Annotated in this window: 14 protein-coding genes and 1 tRNA gene; 7 read left to right on the forward strand and 8 right to left on the reverse strand. The window is 73.4% G+C overall.

Annotated features, from left to right (window positions below; translation table 11 throughout):
• Positions 1–57 precede the first annotated feature (57 nt).
• A complete protein-coding gene (locus J2S44_RS20740) occupies positions 58–1,584 on the forward strand; it encodes a pectate lyase family protein (protein ID WP_310416477.1) in 1,527 nt (508 codons plus the stop codon).
• Positions 1,585–1,799: 215 nt separating this feature from the next.
• On the opposite strand, the gene J2S44_RS20745 is transcribed toward J2S44_RS20740, so the two are convergent.
• Positions 1,800–2,885 (reverse strand): ABC transporter ATP-binding protein, encoded by a 1,086-nt coding sequence (locus J2S44_RS20745; RefSeq protein WP_310416480.1) that lies wholly within the window; start codon positions 2,883–2,885, stop codon positions 1,800–1,802.
• A 270-nt stretch (positions 2,886–3,155) separates the two neighbouring features.
• Here J2S44_RS20745 and J2S44_RS20750 point away from each other — a divergent pair.
• Positions 3,156–3,229, forward strand: a tRNA-Thr gene (locus J2S44_RS20750).
• 304 nt (positions 3,230–3,533) lie between these two features.
• Here the strand turns inward: J2S44_RS20750 and J2S44_RS20755 are convergent.
• Positions 3,534–4,004 (reverse strand): MSMEG_6728 family protein, encoded by a 471-nt coding sequence (locus J2S44_RS20755; RefSeq protein WP_310416482.1) that lies wholly within the window; start codon positions 4,002–4,004, stop codon positions 3,534–3,536.
• Positions 4,005–4,062: 58 nt separating this feature from the next.
• Between J2S44_RS20755 and J2S44_RS20760 the strand changes: the two genes are divergently transcribed.
• Positions 4,063–5,088 carry a sensor histidine kinase gene (locus J2S44_RS20760; RefSeq protein ID WP_310416485.1) on the forward strand — a complete coding sequence of 342 codons (1,026 nt, stop codon included), beginning with the start codon at positions 4,063–4,065 and terminating at the stop codon, positions 5,086–5,088.
• Positions 5,089–5,138: 50 nt separating this feature from the next.
• Positions 5,139–8,348 (forward strand): S8 family serine peptidase, encoded by a 3,210-nt coding sequence (locus J2S44_RS20765; protein ID WP_310416488.1) that lies wholly within the window; start codon positions 5,139–5,141, stop codon positions 8,346–8,348.
• 64 nt (positions 8,349–8,412) lie between these two features.
• Here the strand turns inward: J2S44_RS20765 and J2S44_RS20770 are convergent, their stop codons facing one another.
• A complete protein-coding gene (locus J2S44_RS20770; protein ID WP_310416491.1) occupies positions 8,413–9,666 on the reverse strand; it encodes a chromosomal replication initiator protein DnaA in 1,254 nt (417 codons plus the stop codon).
• Positions 9,667–9,812: 146 nt separating this feature from the next.
• On the opposite strand from J2S44_RS20770, the gene J2S44_RS20775 reads away from it, so the two are divergent.
• Positions 9,813–11,660: an NAD-binding protein gene (locus J2S44_RS20775; protein WP_310416493.1), complete on the forward strand. Its 1,848-nt coding sequence runs from the start codon at positions 9,813–9,815 to the stop codon at positions 11,658–11,660.
• Here J2S44_RS20775 and J2S44_RS20780 read toward each other — a convergent pair whose 3' ends face one another.
• Positions 11,661–12,878 (reverse strand): DUF4032 domain-containing protein, encoded by a 1,218-nt coding sequence (locus tag J2S44_RS20780; RefSeq protein ID WP_310416495.1) that lies wholly within the window; start codon positions 12,876–12,878, stop codon positions 11,661–11,663.
• Between the two features lie 156 nt (positions 12,879–13,034).
• Here J2S44_RS20780 and J2S44_RS20785 point away from each other — a divergent pair, with 156 nt between their 5' ends.
• A complete protein-coding gene (locus J2S44_RS20785; RefSeq protein ID WP_310416498.1) occupies positions 13,035–14,450 on the forward strand; it encodes a trypsin-like serine peptidase in 1,416 nt (471 codons plus the stop codon).
• A gap of 18 nt (positions 14,451–14,468) precedes the next feature.
• Complete coding sequence (locus tag J2S44_RS20790; RefSeq protein WP_310416501.1) at positions 14,469–15,239, forward strand: phosphatase PAP2 family protein; 771 nt, start codon at positions 14,469–14,471, stop codon at positions 15,237–15,239.
• On the opposite strand, the gene J2S44_RS42950 is transcribed toward J2S44_RS20790, so the two are convergent.
• From J2S44_RS42950 to J2S44_RS20810, 4 genes are all read right to left on the reverse strand, one after another.
• On the reverse strand, positions 15,177–15,491 hold the full coding sequence (locus J2S44_RS42950; RefSeq protein ID WP_374727878.1) for a DUF3263 domain-containing protein: 315 nt from the start codon (positions 15,489–15,491) through the stop codon (positions 15,177–15,179). The genes J2S44_RS20790 and J2S44_RS42950 overlap by 63 nt on opposite strands.
• A 371-nt stretch (positions 15,492–15,862) precedes the next feature.
• On the reverse strand, positions 15,863–16,570 hold the full coding sequence (locus J2S44_RS20800) for a LysE family translocator (protein ID WP_310416503.1): 708 nt from the start codon (positions 16,568–16,570) through the stop codon (positions 15,863–15,865).
• 118 nt (positions 16,571–16,688) lie between these two features.
• On the reverse strand, positions 16,689–17,798 hold the full coding sequence (nagA, locus tag J2S44_RS20805; protein ID WP_310416506.1) for an N-acetylglucosamine-6-phosphate deacetylase: 1,110 nt from the start codon (positions 17,796–17,798) through the stop codon (positions 16,689–16,691).
• Positions 17,795–18,712: an ROK family protein gene (locus J2S44_RS20810; protein ID WP_310429811.1), complete on the reverse strand. Its 918-nt coding sequence runs from the start codon at positions 18,710–18,712 to the stop codon at positions 17,795–17,797. The genes nagA and J2S44_RS20810 overlap by 4 nt, the downstream gene beginning before the upstream one ends.
• Between the last annotated feature and the right edge of the window lie 23 nt (positions 18,713–18,735).

Raw genomic sequence — 18,735 nt, forward strand, 5'->3', positions numbered from 1 at the left:
GGCGGTGCCGCCACACCACCGCCCCCACCCCCGCTCTCTCGCAGCAGGGAGAAAACCGTGACCCGTACCCGTACCGCCGCCGCTGTCTGTGGGTCCTTGCTCGTCGCCACCGTGCTGGTGGCGATCGGCACCGGCAGCGCCGCCGCGGCCACGCTCTTCACCGACGACTTCGGCGACGGGAACGCCGCCGGCTGGACCTCCTCCGGCGGCAGCTGGGGCGTCGCGTCCGGCGCCTACCGGCAGACCGGCACCAGCAGTGACGCCCGATCGCTGACCGGCACCGCGAGCTGGACCGACTACACGGTCCAGGCCACGGTCCGGCCCACCGCGTTCAACGGCGGCAACCGGTTCGTGGCGCTGCTCGCCCGCGCGCAGAACGCGACGAACTACTACTACCTGGCACTGCGCAGCAACGGCACGGTCGAGCTGAAACGGCTGGTCGGCGGCTCGTCGGCCACGCTGGCGTCGGCGCCGCTGCCGGTCGCCGCCGGCTCGTCCTACGCGGTCCGGCTGGAGGTGGCCGGCTCCACGCTGCGCGGCTACGTCGACGGGGCGCTGCTCGCGTCCGCGACCGACACCCGGTTCACGTCCGGGCGGGTCGGCGTGGCCACGTTCAACGCGTCCGCGGAGTTCGACGACGTGACCGTCTCCACCGGGGCCGGCCCCGCACCCACCTCGGCGTCGCCGACCACCCCCGGGCCGACCACGCCGCCACCCACGTCACCGCCGCCGGCGCCCGGCGGGCTGGTCGGCTGGGCCACCCAGAACGGCGGCACCACCGGTGGGGCGGGTGGCCCCACCGTGACCGTGACCGACGGGCAGGCGCTGGCCGACGCGCTGGAGCAGGACGGGCCGCTGACCATCCGGGTGCAGGGCGCACTGTCCATGCCGGACAAGATGAACGACGTCGAGTCGGACAAGACCGTGCTCGGCGCGCCCGGCGCCACGCTGGACAACGGCCTCAACATCAGCGACGCGCACAACGTCATCATCCGCAACCTGACGTTCCGCGGCTGGGACGACGACGCGATCAACGTGCAGCGGTCGACGAACGTGTGGATCGACCACAACCTGCTGGACGGCGGGTACGACGGCGCCGTCGACGTCAAGCGCGGGTCCGACTTCGTCACCGTCTCCTGGAACCGGGTGCGCAACCACACCAAGTCGATGCTGCTCGGGCACGACGACGGCAACGCGTCCGAGGACACCGGGCACCTGCGCGTGACCTACCACCACAACTGGTTCGACGGGTCCAAGGAGCGGCACCCGCGGGTGCGCTTCGGCGACCCGGTGCACGTGTACAACAACTACTACTTCGGCGCCGACTACGGCGTGGCGTCCACGATGGGCGCGGGCGTGCTGGTCGAGAGCAACTACTTCGAGAACGTCACCCGGCCGACCGCGGTCGGGTACGCCGATTCCGGGCCGGGCGACCTGGTCCAGCGCGACAACGTGTTCGTCAACTCCGGCACCCCGGAGAGCGCGGGCACGGTGAACGCCATCCCGTACGCCTACACGCCGGACGCCGCCGCCTCGGTGAAGTCCGTCGTCACGGCCGGCGCCGGGGCCACGCTGACCCTCTGAGGCCCTCCCCACCGGGCGGGATCCGCGGCAGCGGGTCCCGCCCGTTCTTCGGTCCTGCGGCCTCGGATCGTGCAGGGCGGAGCCCCGGCGACGACCGGTGCCCGCTCCGAGCGTGCGGGACCCGGCCCGCCGGAAGCGGGTGAAGAAGGCCCCGGACATGCCGCAGGGGCGGCCCCTCCGTCCGGAGGAACCGCCCCTGGTGAGTGCGTCCGAGATCAGATGCGCTCGGTGGTCTTGGCGTTGAAGAGGTGGATCTTGTCGGCGCGCGGCTTGACGTAGATCGTCTCGCCCATGTTGGGCATGTGACGACGGTCGGTGCGGACGACGAAGCGCTCGGAGGCGCCACCGATCTCGGCGTGGCCGTAGACGTTCGCGTCGGAGCCGAGGTCCTCGACCAGCTCGACCACGATCGGCAGGCCGCCCTCGCTGGCGCTGACGATGTCGGTGTCCTCCGGGCGGAAGCCGACGGTGACCTTGTCGCCACCGGTGCGCGCGGACTCGATGTTCTCCCGGGTGATCGGGAGGACGATGCCGGCGAAGTCGGCGCCGCCGTCGACCAGCGAGACGGTCTTGATGTTCATGGCGGGGGAGCCCATGAAGCCGGCGACGAACACGTTCTTCGGGGTGTCGTAGAGCGCGCGGGGCGTGTCGACCTGCTGCAGGTTGCCGTCCAGCATGACCGCGACCCGGTGGCCCATGGTCATGGCCTCGACCTGGTCGTGCGTGACGTAGACCGTGGTGATGCCGAGCTTGGCCTGCAGGCTGGCGATCTGCGAACGGGTCTGGACACGGAGCTTGGCGTCGAGGTTCGACAGCGGCTCGTCCATGAGGAAGACCTGCGGCTCACGCACGATGGCCCGGCCCATGGCGACGCGCTGGCGCTGACCGCCGGAGAGTGCCTTCGGCTTGCGGGAGAGGTAGTCCTCCAGCTGCAGCAGGCCGGCGGCCTCCTTCACGCGACGGTCGATCTCCGCCTTGGAGGTCTTGCGCAGCTTGAGCGCGAAGGCCATGTTCTCGTACACCGACATGTGCGGGTAGAGCGCGTAGTTCTGGAAGACCATCGCGATGTCGCGGGCCTTCGGCGGCAGGTGCGTGACGTCGCGGCCGTCGATCAGGATCTGACCGCCGTCGACGTCCTCCAGGCCGGCGAGCATGCGCAGCGAGGTGGACTTTCCGCAACCCGACGGGCCGACGAGGACCAGGAACTCGCCGTCGGCGATGTCCAGCTGGAGCTCGTTGACCGCGGGGCGCTCGGTGCCCGGGTAGACGCGGGACGCCTTCGCGTAGGTGACCGTAGCCATGGTGTGGCTGCTTCCTTTCACCGGCAGGAACGTGCCGGACGATCCGAGTGAAGAGGAGCGAGCCGGTGCTTCCACCGACCCTCGAGTGATCTCCGTCGTGCCTGACAGCGCGGCGGATGTCACCCGTGTGACGCCACCGTAAACGCGTTTGTGACCCCTGCCAAGGTCTGGCCGGCATTCTCCAACGGCATAACCGGACAATTGGTACGGCGAGCGGGTAAAGGTCTGCACGCGTGCGAGGAGTGGCTATGCTGGCGGGGCGTCACGCGCGCCTCCTTAGCTCAGATGGCCAGAGCACCCGCCTTGTAAGCGGGCGGTCGTCGGTTCGAATCCGACAGGGGGCTCATCTCTCCGAGGATTTTCCGGGGTGCGAAGTGGTTACTCTGCGCACCTGTTCGCCGAACTGAGGGTGTGCACGTTCCCTCGCTCTCGGACGGAAGGCCGGAATCATGATCGAGCCGCAGGCTGACTCCCGGAAGGCCTCCCGCCACCGTCTCTTCGGTGCCGCCAGTGGTGCGGCGCTGCTCGGCAGCCTCGGCCTCGCGTCCGTGGCCCGCGTGGCACGCCCGTCCCGTCCGGCGCCGGAATCGCCCGCACCGCAGGGGGACTAGGCCGGGCCGGCCGGGGCCGGGCGCGGCCGGCGAGGGGTCAGGCCGGGACCGGCCAGACGTAGGGCAGGTCGGCCGGGATGCCGCCGAAGAGCGGGCCGTAGTGGTCCGGGTCCTTGCGCAGCAGCGCGGACCGGTGGCTGAGGTGGAACGCGTCGTCGCCGAGCCACGGCGGCACCGCGCAGACCCGTTCCAGCTGCCGCTGCGAGCGGATCGTCACGTCGGCCGGTGACTGCCCGCGCGCGGCCGCGTAGTCCGCGATCAGCGCGACCGCCACCGTGTCCGCGTGCCCGCGCTCCTGCCAGGCCACGCAGACGTCCAGGCCGTAGCGGACCAGCGCCTCCTGGAAGCCGTGCCACATCTTCACGGCCGGGTGGTTGCGCCAGCCGTAGCCCGGGCGGGTCAGGCCGCGCAGCACCTGAAGCGTCTCCGCGCGCTGTTTGCCCAGGCGCTTCGCGTCGAGCACGCGGGCGCTCTCCAGGAAATCGGGATACGGCAGGAATGTCTGCATCGTTGCCGGAGTACCCACTGGGTGAGCGCGCATTCCCCGGACCGGTAAGAATGGGCGCTTGCCGGAGAAGGTGGGGATGATGGTCGCGCGGTGGTTGCCGGTCGCGGTGGCGCTGTCGCTCACGCTCGTGCTGGTGATCGTCCGTTCCGGCTGGTGGCAGGGCGTGCTGATCGTGGTGCTCGGCACCGCGGTCGCGTGGTTGGCGCCACGGGCCGCCGAGGGCCGGCACGCCGCGCGGGAGTTCCGGCGGGTCACCACGGATCTTCGTCGCCAGCGGCTGGCCGCGGAGGAGGCCCGGGCGCTCGCCGAGGAGCGCCGCGACGGCGCGGAGGAGGCCCGCGAGCTGGCCGAGGCCGCCCGGGACCGTGCGGAGGCGGACCGGGCCGAGGCGGACGCGGCCCGCGAGGCGGCGGACGAGCGCGCGCTGATCGGCCCGGAGATGCACGACCTGGTCAGCAACGCGATCGGCGTGATGGTGGTGCTGGCCGAGGGTGGGCCGGCCGCGGTGGAGAGCCGGCCGCAGGCGGCGGAGCGGGCGTTCGACACGATCGCCGGCACCGGGCGGCGCACGCTCGCGGAGCTCGGTGACATGCTCAGCGTGCTCCGCCGGGACATCGAGCCGGGGCAGCGCGCGGTGCCCGGCCTGGCCGACCTGCCGGAGCTGGTGCGGATCATGCGGGCCGCCGGGATGGCGCTGACCATGGTGGCGCCGGAGGACGTCCGGCTCGGCCGCAGTGAAGGGCTGGCGGTCTACCGCGTGGTGCAGGAGGCGTTGACGAACGCGCTGAACCACGCGCCGGGGCAACCGGTCGAGGTGCGGCTGGAGGTCGCGGACGCGCGCCTGGTCGCGACCGTGAGCAACCCGGTGCCGTCGCGGCGTGGCCCGGAGCCGGTGGCCGGGCACGGCATCCGGGGCATGCGGGAGCGGGCCGAGAGTGTGCGCGGTGAGCTGTCCGCGGCCGAGGACGACGGCCGGTGGCGGGTCCGGTTGACGGTGCCGGTGGAGAAGCCGGCCAAGCCGGCGCCGGCCGGTAAGAACCGGCGGGCCGACAAGAACGGCAAGGGCGCGGGCCGGAAGCGTTAAGTCTTCGCGACAATCGGACATATGCGGATAAAGGCCTATAGCCTGCCGGTGTGCTGCGATATTTCCTCATCACGCTGCTGGTCGGCGGCCTGACCGGGCCCGGGCTTCCCGGCCCGGCCGCCGCGGCCGGCACGCCGAAGACCTCACCCGCCGGCGACACGCTCGGCGCCGACGACGCCCGGCGGCTCGCCGAGGCCCGGGCCGGCGGCAGGTCCACCGTCACCGTGCTGGTCGCGACCGGCCGCGGCGGCGCGACCGCGGTCGCCGGCCGGCTCACCCGGCTCGGCGGCTCCGTCTCCCGCAGCGTCGACCGGCTCGGCTACGTGCTCGCCAAACTCCCGACCGGCGCCGTGCTCGACGCGGCCCGGCTCGACGGGGTGGAGGCGCTCGACCTGGACTCGGTCGTGCCGCGCCCGGACCCGGCCGACGGGCTGGGCGGCGGTTCCGCCCCCGCGCGCGAGGCCCGCAGCGGGCCGGGGAAGGACACGCCCGCGGACAACCCGTTCCTGCCGGCCGGCGAGACCGGCGCGGTCGAGTTCATCAGGACCCATCCGGCGTACGACGGGCGCGGCGTCACCATCGGGATCATGGACTCCGGCGTGGACGTCGACCACCCGGCACTGCAGCGGACCACCACCGGCGAACGCAAGATCGTCGACGTGTTCACCGTCACCGATCCGCTCGAGGACCGCACCTGGCTGCGGATGAACCTGCCGGTCACCGGCCCGTCGTTCCAGGTCGGCGGCGCGCGGTTCACGGCGCCGGCCGGGTCGTACGCGTTCAACTGGTTCTACGAGTCGATCACCAAGGCCAGTGATCCGGGCGGCGACGTCAACCGGGACGGCGACACCACGGACGCGTTCGGCGTGCTCTACGACCCGGTGTCGCACGACGTGCGGGTCGACGCGAACCGGAACAAGAGCTTCACGGACGAGCCGGTCATGCGGCCGTACCGGGAGCGGTACGACATCGGGCACTTCGGGACCGACGACCCGAAGACCGGGGCGATCGACCGGATGGCGTTCACCGTGGAGTACCGGGAGGACGTCGACGTCTCCGGCACCCGCTCCGACTTCGTCAACATCGGCATCCTGGAGAGCGAGCACGGCACGCACGTGGCCGGCATCGCGGCCGGCAACGACCTGCTGGGCAACGCCGCGTTCGACGGTGCCGCACCGGGCGCGAAGATCGTGTCCGGACGGGCCTGCACGTGGGGCGGCGGATGCACGTACGCCGCGCTCACCGACGGCATGGTGGACATGGTGATCAACCGGCACGTCGACGTGATCAACATGTCGATCGGCGGCCTGACCGCGCTGAACGACGGGCGCAACGCCTGGGTGCTGCTCTACGACCGGCTGATCACGGACTACGGCGTGCAGATGTTCATCTCGGCCGGCAACGACGGGCCCGGCCTGAACACGGTCGGCGACCCGTCCACCGCCGGCGCCGTGGTCTCGGTCGGCTCCACGATCAGCCGCGAGACGTGGGCCGCGAACTACGGCTCGGTGGTCTCCGCCGACTATGCGATGCACCCGTTCTCGTCCCGCGGCCCGCGCGAGGACGGCGGGCTCAAGCCGGACCTGGTCGCGCCGGGCGCCGCGATCTCCAGCACCCCGACCTGGCTGCCCGGCACGCCGGTGGCCCAGGCCGGATACACGCTGCCGACCGGGTACGCGATGCTGCAGGGCACCTCGATGGCGTCCCCGCAGGCGGCCGGCGCGGCCACGCTGCTGCTCTCCGCGGCGCGCGCGCAGGACCGCGGGCTCACGCCGGCCCAGCTGCGGCGGGCGCTCTACACCTCCGCGTCACACCTGCCAGGCGTGCCGGCGTTCGCCCAGGGGTACGGGCTGATCGACGTGCCGGCCGCGTGGAAGCTGCTCTGGCAGGACTTGGAGACGCGCACGTACACCGCGGTCGCCCCGGTCTGCACGGCGCTGTCCGACCTGATCGGCGCGGGCGACGAGCCGCTGCCCGGCCGGGGCAGCGGCATCCACAACCGGTGCCCGGCCGGGGAGGGCGGGCACAAGCCGTGGGAGTGGAAGCCGTACCCGGTGACGCTCACCCGGACCAGTGGCCCGGCCGGCCCGGTCGAGCACCGGCTCCGCTGGATCGGCAACGACGGCACGTTCACCGCGGCGCGCACCGTGACCCTGCCGCTGGACAGGCCGGTCACGGTCACGGTCGGGGCGCGGCCGTCACCCGGCGCGCACAGCGCGATCATGACGGTGGACGACCCGGCGACGCCGGTGGTGGACTTCGAGGTGTTCGCGACCGTGGTCGCGGCGACGCCGATCTCCGCGCCGGGGCACGCGTTCGAGGCGGACGGCAAGATCGAGCGGAACGCCACCCGGTCGTACTTCGTGGAGGTGCCGGACGGGGCGGAGGCGCTGCAGGTGAACCTGTCCGGGCTGGCCGCGGGTTCGCAGACGCGGTTCGTGGCGATCGACCCGTACGGCGTGCCGGCGGATCCGACCGCGACCACCGGCTGTTACCCGAACTTCGAGCCGGTGTCGCCCTGCGCCGGCATCGAGCGCGACTACCGCAAGCCGCTCTCCGGCATCTGGGAGATCGAGGTGGAGTCCCGGCGGACGTCGCCGATGCTGGTGAACCCGTACCGGATCGCCGCGGCCGTGCAGGGCGTCGAGGTGACACCGGCCGAGTCCACGCCGGGCACCGTGCGGGTGGGCGAGGTCAAGACGCTGAACTGGGACCTGCGCAACCGGTTCGGGCCGGTCCGGGTGGTCGCGCGCGGTGGGCCGCTGGGCAGCGTGGCGACCCGGCGGCCGACCGTCGCCGCCGACGCGCGGGTGGAGTCCACGCTGACCGTGCCGGCCGGGACCACGCGGCTGGACGTGTCGATCGGCGGGACCAGCGACGTCACGGCCGACCTGGACCTCTTCGTCTACCGCGGTGACTCGGACACACCGGTGGCGTCGTCCGCGGACGGCGACTCGGCGGAGTCGGTGTCGCTGACCGACCCGGAGGCGGGGGAGTACCGCGTGGTGGTGCAGGGCTACTCGGTGCCGTCCGGGGAGACGTCGTTCGACTACCGGGACGCGTACTTCACGCCGACGTTCGGCGCGCTGGCGGTGCCCGGTGACGTCGTACGCCTCGAACCCGGCGGTACGGCGAAGGTCAGCGGCTCGCTGACGGTGGCGTCGGCGGCGGCCGACGGGCGGTCGCTGGCCGGCGAGATGTCGGTGGTCACCGACCAGGGCGCCGTGGTCGGCGGCGCGACCGTCACGCTCGGGTCCTGACCAGCGGCGACAGGGCCCGTCCCCACCGTGGGGACGGGCCCTGTCGCCGTGGCCGGTGCGTGGATCACGAGTAGTCGGGGTCCAGGCCGGCCACCGGGCGCTCCCCGGCACGCGTGGACGGGCGGGCGCGGGCCGGGGACTCGGCGGGCTTCGGCGTCTCGGCCTGCTGCCGCGGCGTCTCCGCCAGGCGCGCGGGCGCCCGGCCGAAACCCTGGTGGTCCTGGTCCGGGGTGACGGTGATGGCGCTGTCGTCCACCGGCGAGCCGGGGACCCCGGCCCAGGCGTCGGCCGGGTGGCCGGCGAGCGTGCCGCCGCCACGGCCGGGGTCGGGCGCGGGCGCGGTGTGCCGGCCGGGTGCGGCGGGCGCGGTGCGGCGGCCGGGAGCAGGAGCGGGCGCGGCGGTGGTGCGCCGGTCGTTGCCGGGGCGGGTGACCGCGCGCCGGTCGTCGTCGGTCGCGGGCACGTGCGCGGCGGTGCGGTTCGGACCGTCGGCAGGCGTGCGCGTCGCGGTGCGATTCGGGCCGTCGGCGGGCGTGCGCGTCGTGGTGCGGCGCGGGCCGTCGGCGGGTGCGGATGCCGCGGCGTGCCCGGGGCCGCCGTCGGCGCGGCGAGGGCCGTTGTCGGTGTGCCCGGGGCCGCCGTCGGCGCGGCGAGGGCCGTTGTCGGTGTGCCCGGGGCCGCCGTCGGCGCGGCGGGGGCCGTTGTCGGTGTGCCCGGGGCCGTCGTCGGCGCGGTGGGCGCCGGCCGTGCGTGGGGTGCTCTGCGCCGGGAGCGCGCGCGTCCGCGTCGGGCTCGGCTTGGCGCGATGCCGGCCGGGCCGGGACGCGACCGGGCGCTCGTCCGCGCGGTCCGCCACCGCGTCCTGGCCGGTCAGCGCGGAGAGCATGGTGAGCCCGGGCAGTCCGGAGAGGCCCGGTCGCGGCGACTCGGCCGGTCGGCTGAGACCGGTGAGCGCCCCCAGCAGCCCGCCGTCACCGCCGAGTTCGGACCGCCGGCCGGCACTCGGGCCGGCATCCGGGCCGGCCTCCGAGTCGATGCCGAGGAACTGCGCGGCCGGGTGGGTGAACCCCGTTCGCCCGTGCGTCTCCTCGCCGCCGAGCAGCCCGCCCAGCAGGGTGTCCGATCCGCCCGCCGGCGCCGGTGCCGCTGCCGCGTTGCCGAGCAGGTCGGACAGCAGCGGCAGGCCGCCGTCCTGCAGACCGGAGAGCGGGAGCAGTTCCGGGTCGGCCGGTGCGGCCTGCGCCTGGGCGCCGGTCAGGAGGAGGAAGCCACCGGCGAGGCCGGCGGTGCCCACGGCGCGGGTCAGCCACTTGTTCATGGAGGGTGCTCCTTTCGGGGCGGAAGGGCTCTCCCGCCGATGCGGCGCGACGAAAGGGTCGGTGGTCCGCAAAGAGCAACGAAACACGCGTAGTGTACGTTTCGCCCTAAACGGACCAGTTTGGCCGCCGTGCATATGATCGCGGAATGGCGAATGTGGATCTTTCGCCGAGCGGGCGGGGGCGGGCGCTCGCCCGGTGGTGGAACGGGCGGGGCACCGGCGCCGACCGGGCGCCGCACTACGTGGTGTGCGGGCGTGACCAGCTCGCGCTCCGCCTGATCAACGAGCTGCTGGCCGCGCGCCCGGACGTCCGGGTCACCGCGCTGGTGCCGGAGATCTCCGCGCTGCCCGAACTGCTCACCATGCGGCGGGTCCGTACGCTGATCGCCGGCCGGCTGGACGAGGCCGCGTTCGAGAACGTGGGCCTGTCCGACGCGGCCGCGCTCGCGCTGGTGCACCCGGACGACGTGACGAACATCCACGCCGCGCTCTGCGCCCGGGAGGCCGCCCCCGGCATCCGGCTGGTGCTGCGCGTCTTCAACGGCAAGCTGGCCGCGCGCGCCCGCGAGGTGCTCGACGACAGCGCCGTGCTCTCCGACGCCTCGATGGCCGCGCCCGCGTTCGTGGCGGCCGCGCTGGGCGAGCCGGACCCGACGCACTTCCGGCTCGCCGGCCGGACCATGTTCGTGGCGCGGCGCGGCGACGTGCCACCGGCCACCGTGGTGGCCGGGCTGGCGGCCACGTCCGCGGGTGGCGAGCGGGACGCGGCCGACGGTGCCGGGACGGACGCGGCGGCCGGTGGCGAGCGGGACGTGGCCGTCGGCGGCGAGCCGGAGATCCTGCCGGAGGACCAGAGCCGCGCGGAGATCGTGCTGGCCGAGGCGACCGGCAGGCCGGCCGGGACCGAGGTCGCGGCACGGCGGCTGCGGCGTCGCCGGCGGCGTCGCCGGCCGGTGGCGGTGCTGCTGCGGGCCGGGCGCGCGCTGGTCGACCGGAAGCTCGGCGTCGGCGTCCTCACCGTGCTGGGCATAATCCTGATCAGTGGCGGCCTGCAGGCCCGGGAGTACGCGCGGGCCGAGCCGATCGGCATCTGGCGCGCCGTCTACCAGACCGTGCTCACCACGGTCACCGGCGCGGAGCCGAACCATGCGGAGAACGGCGTCCTGCAGATCACCGACCTGGTGCTGACGCTGGCCGGGCTGGCGCTGATCCCGCTGATCACGGCCGCGGTGGTCGGCGCGGTGGTGAACGCGCGGCTGGCCCTGGCCGCCGGACGGCTGGCGATCCCGCACTCCGACCACGTGGTGGTGGTCGGGCTGGGCACCGTCGGCATGCGGGTGATGGCCCAGCTGCACGACCTGGGCGTGGACGTGGTCGCGGTGGACAAGGACCCGCACGCGCGCGGGATGTCGCTCGCGCAGCGGCTCGGCGTACCCGTGATCACCGGCGACGCGGCGCGCGAGGAGACGCTGCTGGCCGCGCAGACCGGCAGCGCACAGGCCCTGGTCGTGGTGTCCACCGACGACGTGACGAACCTGCAGGCCGCACTGAACGCGCGCGGCATCAAGCCGGACCTGCGCGTGGTGCTGCGGCTCTACGACGGCGACTTCGCGCGGCGGATCCAGCGCGCGTTCCAGATCGCGATCTCGCGCAGCGTCTCCTATCTGGCCGCGCCCGCGTTCGCCGAGGCCATGATGGACCGCGAGGTCAAGGCCACCATCCCGGTCGCCCGGCACGTGCTGCTGGTCGCGGAGGTGGCGGTCGCGCCGGGCGGCGCGCTGGTCGGCACGACGCTGGACGCGGCGGAACGTCCCGGCGGCGCGCGGGTGATCGGCCTGGCCACGACCGGCTCGGCCCGGGTCGACTGGGCGCCACCGCGCGACCACCGGGTCGCGGCCGGCGACCGTCTGGTCGTGGTCGCCCGCCGCCAGGGCCTGCGCGACCTGATCGCGGCCGCGAACCCGCCCGCGCCGCCCACGACGCCGGCGCCGTGATCAGGCGAGGAGCGCGTCCGGCTCGACGCCGAGCACGGCCTGCTCGTCCGGGCGGTGCACCAGCACGTCGTTGAGGAACGACTGGACGGCCGGGGCCAGGCCGACGTCCCGGCCCGCCTGCTCGGAGAGCCGGTAGCGGTGGTTGAGCACCTGAGAGAAGAGCTCGGTCGGCTCCAGCTTGCCGCGCAGGTGCGCCGGGACCGCGCGGACCACCGGCTCGAACACCTCGGTCAGCCAGCGGTGCGCGGCCTGCTGCTCGTCCGACAGGTCGCTCTCCGCCCGGTACGTGTCCAGGTCGTTGAGCAGCTGGCGGGCCTGGTTCTCCTCCGCGTCCAGGCCGGTCAGCCGGAACAGCCGGCGCACGTGGTAACCGGCGTCCACCACCTTCGGCCGGACCAGGAACGAGCTGCCGTTGTCCGAGACCGACATGGCCACCTCGGCCACGTCGAAGCCGAGCTCGTTGAGGCGGCGGATCCGGCCCTCCATGTGGTGCCGGGAGTCCTGCCGCACCTCCTGCTCATAGGTGATCTCGTGCCAGAGCCTCTCGTACCGCTTGATCACCTCGTCGGACATCTGCTCCGGGTCGATCGACTCGTGCAGCAGCCCGGCGGCCTGCAGGTCGAGCGCCTCGCCGAAGATGTTGGTCCGGGCGATGTCCAGGTCCTCGTCGCGCTGGCCGTTGGAGAGCTTCGGCCGCAGCGCACCGGTCTCCGCGTCCACCAGGTACGCCGCGAACGCGCCCGCGTCGCGCCGGAACAGCGTGTTCGACAGCGAGCAGTCGCCCCAGAAGAACCCGGTCAGGTGCATCCGGACCAGCAGCGCGGCCTGCGCGTCAAGCAACCGGATCATCGTGTTCTCGCGGAGCGTGTGCGAGAAGAGCGCCCGGTACGGCAGGGAGAACTGCAGGTGGCGGGTGACCAGCACGGTGTCCAGCGGCTCGCCGTCCGGTGACTGCCGGTCCGCGACCACGGCGACCGCCTCCACGGACGGGAAGCCGATCCGCTCCAGCGCGCGGAGCAGGTCGTACTCCTTCTCGGCCACCCGCTCGCCGGTCTCCTTGACCGCGTAGACGGTGCCGGCCAGCTTCACGAACCGGACGATGTGCCGCGAGATGCCCTGCGGCAGCGCGACCAGGTGGTCGGCGGGCCACTGCTCCAGCGGTGTCGACCAGGGAAGGTCGAGCAGCGCCGGGTCTACGAGGGCGGAGGTGATGCGCACGTACTAAGCATGCCGTTTTCCGCGGCGCGTCGCGGCTCATCGTGGCTCGTTACACAGTGACGAGATCTACTCAAATGTCCGGTCTATCCAATTGGGCGTCCGGCATGCGACAGGTATCAAACGTCCGGACAGCGACATAACGGAAGCGGGAGCGGAATGCGGCGAAGGTGGAGTCTGGTCGTCGGGGCGTGTGCGGCGGTCACGCTCGCCGGCGTCGGAGCGATCGGCTACCTCGGTGACGGCGACCCGGGCACGCCCGGCGTGGCGGTGTGGAACGCGGCGGGGGTGACCTCGGCCCGTACCCCCGGCGCCCCCATCGCATCGGCCACGCCGGACGCCACGACCGCGCCGCGGCCGGTGCCCACGACGGAGGCCGCGCCGCCCCCGAAGGCCGCGGAGCCGACACCGACCGGTGCGGCGCGGGAGGGCGAGACCGCGGACGCCGGCCAGCCGATCGGCACGGTCGAACGGGTGAACCGCACGCTCGGCTACGCCGGCGCGGCCCGGCGCACCACGCTCCGGTTCCCCGGCGCCGAGTACGTGAAGGTCCACTTCAGCCGCATCGCGCTGCTGCCCGGCGACTACCTCACGGTCTCCGACCCGCACGGCCGCGAATCGCACCGGTACGAGGGCGTCACCCGCGACGCGGTCACCGGGCTGACCCGGGCCGTGCTCGACCCGGGCGCGCCGGACCGGGACGGCGAGCGCTGGGCGATGTCCGTCTCCGGCGACACCGCCGTGGTCGAGCTGCACACCGGCGGCACGGACCCGCTCGGCCTGAAGAGCGCGCTCGCCGACCTCGGCGTCGGCATCGACCGGGTCGCCCGCGGATACACCCGGCCGGAACGCGTCGAGGCCGCGCGCGAGCCGGCACCCGGCCCGGCCGGGCCGGGGCGCGAGGAGAGCGTCTGCGGTGGCGACGAGAAGTCGGACGCGGTCTGCTACCGCGCGACCAACCCGATGGCCTACACCCGCTCGAAGGCGGTGGCCCGGCTGCTGATCAACGGCACCGAGCTGTGCACCGCGTGGCGGGTCGGCGCGCAGAACCGCCTGGTCACGAACAACCACTGCTTCTCCACCTCGAAGGACGCCTACAACACGGAGGTGTGGTTCAACTACCAGTGCGCGCGGTGCGGCGGGTACGACGTCTACCAGTCGACCAAGGTCTGGGGTGACAAGGTGCTCGCCACGGACCGGACGCTGGACTTCACGCTGTTCACGGTGGAGAGCTTCGCGTCCGTGCAGAAGTTCGGCTTCCTCACGCTGGACACCGCCCGGCCGGCCGCGGGCACGCAGCTCTACATCCCGCAGCACCCGGCCGGCGACCCGACCGCGATCGCGATGAGCTCGGGCGAGCGCGGCAGCAACTGCGCGGTCGACAACCCCGCCTACACCGGGTACGCGTCCGCCAGCGACGTCTCGTACTACTGCGACACCGAGGGCGGCTCGTCCGGCTCGCCGGTGCTGTCCCGCACCACCAACAAGGTGGTCGCGCTGCACCACTTCGGCGGCTGCCCGAACTCCGGCGTACGCGCCGATCTGTTGTACGAGCGGATCAAGTCGCTGGTCTGACCCGGTAGCGTGTCCGGCGTGCGACGACTTGGCTGGTGGTTCGACGTCCTGATGCTGGCGGCGTTCGTGGGGCTGACCGCGCTGCTCGCCGCCGGCCACCTGTACGGCCTGGACTCCGCGATCGCGAACTGGGCCGACGCGCACCGCCCGCCCGTCATGTACTGGATCGCGCTGATCGGCAACCAGCTCGGCCAGAGCGGCCACTTCGTGATCGCCTTCGGGGTGATCGCGCTGTGGCTGCTCTACCGCGACCGGGACGTCCGCCCGCTCATCCTGCTGGCGTTCACGTGGGTCCTGGCCGCTGTCGTGGTCGTCCCGCTCAAGGAGTTCGGCGGGCGGGACGCGCCCTCCTCGGAGCTGCCGAACAAGGTCGAGCTGTTCAACGAGGCGGCCGTCTACGACTGGTCGTACCCGTCCGGCCACATGGTCAACACGTTCGTCTGGTTCTTCACCATGGTGCTGCTGCTGACCTGGCTCTTCGGCGAGCGCGCCCGCCGGTTCGAGCCGGTGATCCGGATCGCCCCGCCGGTCATCGTCTTCGTCACCACGATCTACCTGAGCTTCCACTGGCTGACCGACTCGATCGCCGGCCTGCTCATCGGCGTGGTGCTGGGCCGGGTGATGGCCCGCATCCCGTGGCGGACGCTGCCGCTGCCGTCCTGGCTGCCGTTCACGGCCGCGCCGGTCGAGCCCGCGCCGCAGACCCTGTCGTTCTGGCGGCCGAGGTCAGCGGGCGCGGGAGGCGCGCAGCCGGCGCAGCCGGCCGACCAGGACCGGGTCGTGCGCTAGCGCCAGCGGATTGTCCAGCAGCCCGTTGAGCAACTGGTAGTAGCGCGTCGAGGACAGCCCGAACTCGTCGCGGATCGCCTGCTCCTTGGCGCCCGCGTGCCGCCACCACCGCTTCTCGAACTCGAGGATGCGCACCTCGCGCTCGACCAGGGCCGGCTCCTCCGGTGCGGCCCGCGGCGCCGGGAGCTCGGTCAGATCGGAATCGTCGTCCTCGATGTCCCCCACGCTCATGCTGCCCACCCTAACGAGCATCGCCCCAGCTCGCACCGTTTCGGACAGTGATCACCGCGGCAGGGCCCGGCGCCGCACCTGTGGCCATCCGATCCGGAAATTTCCGACTCCGCCGCCGCCTTCCCACCCGCCTCTGCTCTGCTCACCCGCGCTGCCGTCGGCCTGCTTTGCTCTGCTTACCTGCGCTGCCGCCGGCCCGCTTTGCTCTGCTTACCTGCGCTGCCGCCGGCCCGCTTCGCGCTACCCACCGCGCCGCCGCGCCACCGGTCCCGCTCTGCTGACGTGAGTCGCACGGCGTCGGCTTGGCCGAATTTGTCCGTGCGATGTGGTCGATATGTCCAGGTAAGCAGAGCAAACGCGGGTGGCGTGGAGAGGGTGACCGGCGGGCGCGCTCAGTGATCGATGGCGAGGCGGAGGCCGAGCGCGAGCAGCGCCGAGCCCATCAGCGTGTCCAGGCCGCGGCGGACCGCGCGGCGGTCGAGGAGGCGTTTCATGGCGCCGACCACCAGCGTGACCGTGGTGAACCAGCCGGCGGTGACGGCGAAGGAGACGGCGGCGAGGACCAGGGTGTCGCCGGGGGTGGGGTGCTCCGGCAGGAACTGCGGCAGCAGCGCCAGGAAGAAGACCGCGACCTTGGGGTTGAAGACGTTGGTGAGCAGGCCGGCGCGGAACGCGGACCAGTGGCGGCGTTCCCAGGCGAGCAGCGACAGCCACGGCAGGCGGCGTCGGCGGTGGCGCGGGACGTCGAACGCGGCGGCGAGCCGGGCCAGGTCGTCGCGGGTGTCGGGCGGCAGGTCGCGGCGGGCGGAGATCGCGGTCCAGAGCGTGCGGAGGCCGACCAGGACCAGGTAGGCGGCGCCGGTCAGCTTCATCGACAGGTATGCGACGGGGGACGCGGCGACCAGCGCGGCCACGCCGACGGCGGCGAGGAGCACCCAGCCGAGGATGCCGGTGGCGATGCCGACCGCGGTGGCGAAGCCGGCCCGGCGGCCGGAGGCGACGGCGTGGCGCAGGACGATCGCGAAGTCCGGGCCGGGGGACATCGTGCCGAGCGCCATCACTCCCGCGAAGGCGGCAAGGTGCGTAACGGTCAGATGCATGACCCGAGAGGTTAGACCCTCATAGACCGATTTATCGCTAAAAATCGCGACGAATTTCAGTATTCGGGAACGGCTATGTGCACGCTCACATCGCCGCACCGTACCGAAGAGAAATGGATTACTGGAAGACTCCGGCGCGAACAACGCCGGTGACCTGCAGGTCCTCGGAGAGCAGCACGAGGTCCGCGCGCAGGCCCGGCGTGATCGCGCCGAGCGTGCCGGAGAGGCCGACCGCGCGGGCCGGTGTCCACGATGCGGCCCGGGAAGCGTCCGCCACGGGAATTCCGGCGCCGACCGCCTGCCGGAGCGCGGCGTCCATGGTCAGCGTGCTGCCGGCAATCGACCCGTTCGCCGCGAGCCGCGCGACCCGGTCCGCCACCACCACGGAGAGGCCGCCCAGCTCGTAGGCGCCGTCCGGCATCCCGGCCGCCGCCATCGCGTCGGTGACCAGCGCGTATCCGCCACGCGCCGCACCGGCCACGAACGACAGCGTGCCGTCGTGCAGGTGCACGCCGTCCGCGACCACCTCGCAGATCACGCCGGGCGAGTCGAGCAGCGCGAGCACCGGGCCGGGTTCCCGGTGGTGCACCGGCCGCATGCCGTTGAACAGGTGCGTCGCGACCGTGGCACCGGCCGCGGCCGCGGCGCGGGTCACGTCGTACGGTGCGTCCGTGTGCCCGACCGCGGCCGCGACGCCGTGCGAGGCGAGCAGCGCGATCGCGTCGAGCGCGCCGGGCAGCTCGGGTGCGATCGTCATCATCCGGACCGCGCCGTCGCCGAGCGCGATCAGCGCGGCGAGCTCGTCGGTGTCCGGGTCGCGCAGGAAGTCCGGGTTCTGTGCGCCGCACCGCGCTCCGGACAGGTACGGCCCCTCGTAGTGCACGCCGCCCAGTACCCCCTCGCGGACCAGCGGCACGAACGCGGCGGTGGCGTCCCGCATCAGCGCGAACGGCGAACTGACCAGGCTCGCCAGCACCGTGGTGCTGCCGTGCCGCAGGTGGAACGCGGCCGCGGCGCGGGCGGCGTCCGGGTCACCGGTGGTGAACGTGTGCCCGCCGCCGCCGTGGTTGTGGATGTCCACGAAGCCGGGCAGCACCCAGGCGGCCCGCTCGGCACCGTCGGCACGACCCTCACCGACCGACGCGATCAGCGGTCCGTCGATCGTGACGTGGCCGTCCTCGACGACTCCGTCGGGCGTGACGATCCGGCCGGCGATCTGCATGGTCACTCGTTCTCCACTGACGAATCGGAAGCGGCCAGCGCGTCGAGGCCGAGCAGGGCCGCGCCGCGCAGCCCGGCGGTGTCGCCGAGGCTGGCCTTCACCAGCCGGGGCATGCGGTGGAACGTGACGCGCGCGGCCAGCGCCTCGCGGAGCGGGCCGAGCAGCGCCTCGCCGGCCTCGCCGAGCCCGCCGCCGATCACGAAGACCTCCGTGTCGAGCAGCGCCTGCGCGGTGAGCAGCCCGTCCGCGAGCGCGTCCACGGTCTCCCGCCAGATCTCCCCGGCGGCGTCCTCGCCCGCGACCGCGCGCGTCACCACCTCGGCGGCGGTGATCTCGGCACCGGTGAGCGCGGCGTAGCGCCGGCCCACGGACGCGGCGCTGGCGATCGTCTCCAGGCAGCCGCGCTGGCCGCAGGCGCAGGCCGGGCCGCCGGGCCGGACCACGATGTGGCCCAGTTCGCCGGCGGCGCCGTGTGCGCCGCTGTTGGTGTGGCCGCCGCGCACGTGCGCGGCCGCGATGCCGGTGCCGATGCCCACGAAGATCACGTCGTCCGAGCCGTGGCCGGCGCCGAGCCGGGCCTCGGCCAGGCCGGCCGCGCGCATGTCGTGACCGAGCGCGGCCGGGATGCCCAGCCGGGCGGCGACCAGATCCCGCAGCGGTACGTCCCGGAAGCCCAGGTTCGCCGCGAAGACCGCGACGCCGCGGCCCTCGTCCACCACGCCCGGGATCGCCACCCCGGCCGCGACCGGCACCTGCCCCAGCCCGCGTGCCCGGTCGGCGAGCCCCGCCGCGACGTCGCAGATCGCGGCCGCGACCGCCGCGGGCCCGCGGGACGCGAGCGTGTCGTGTCGTTCGGTGTGCAGCACCGGGCCGTCGACCGCGACGACGCCGCACTTCATCCCGGTGCCGCCGATGTCCATCGCGACGACGACCGGGCCGGGAC

The organism is Catenuloplanes niger (genome assembly GCF_031458255.1).
Classification (GTDB): domain Bacteria; phylum Actinomycetota; class Actinomycetes; order Mycobacteriales; family Micromonosporaceae; genus Catenuloplanes; species Catenuloplanes niger.

Bases quoted from the DNA above. Each gene is read 5' to 3' on its own strand.
- J2S44_RS20775 (WP_310416493.1), top strand. From the start codon at position 9,813: ATGGCGAATGTGGATCTTTCGCCGAGCGGGCGGGGGCGGGCGCTCGCC.
- J2S44_RS20800 (WP_310416503.1), bottom strand. From the start codon at position 16,570: ATGCATCTGACCGTTACGCACCTTGCCGCCTTCGCGGGAGTGATGGCG.
- J2S44_RS20745 (WP_310416480.1), bottom strand. From the start codon at position 2,885: ATGGCTACGGTCACCTACGCGAAGGCGTCCCGCGTCTACCCGGGCACC.
- J2S44_RS20785 (WP_310416498.1), top strand. From the start codon at position 13,035: ATGCGGCGAAGGTGGAGTCTGGTCGTCGGGGCGTGTGCGGCGGTCACG.
- J2S44_RS20770 (WP_310416491.1), bottom strand. From the start codon at position 9,666: ATGAACAAGTGGCTGACCCGCGCCGTGGGCACCGCCGGCCTCGCCGGT.
- J2S44_RS20755 (WP_310416482.1), bottom strand. From the start codon at position 4,004: ATGCAGACATTCCTGCCGTATCCCGATTTCCTGGAGAGCGCCCGCGTG.
- J2S44_RS42950 (WP_374727878.1), bottom strand. From the start codon at position 15,491: ATGCTCGTTAGGGTGGGCAGCATGAGCGTGGGGGACATCGAGGACGAC.
- J2S44_RS20810 (WP_310429811.1), bottom strand. From the start codon at position 18,712: ATGGACATCGGCGGCACCGGGATGAAGTGCGGCGTCGTCGCGGTCGAC.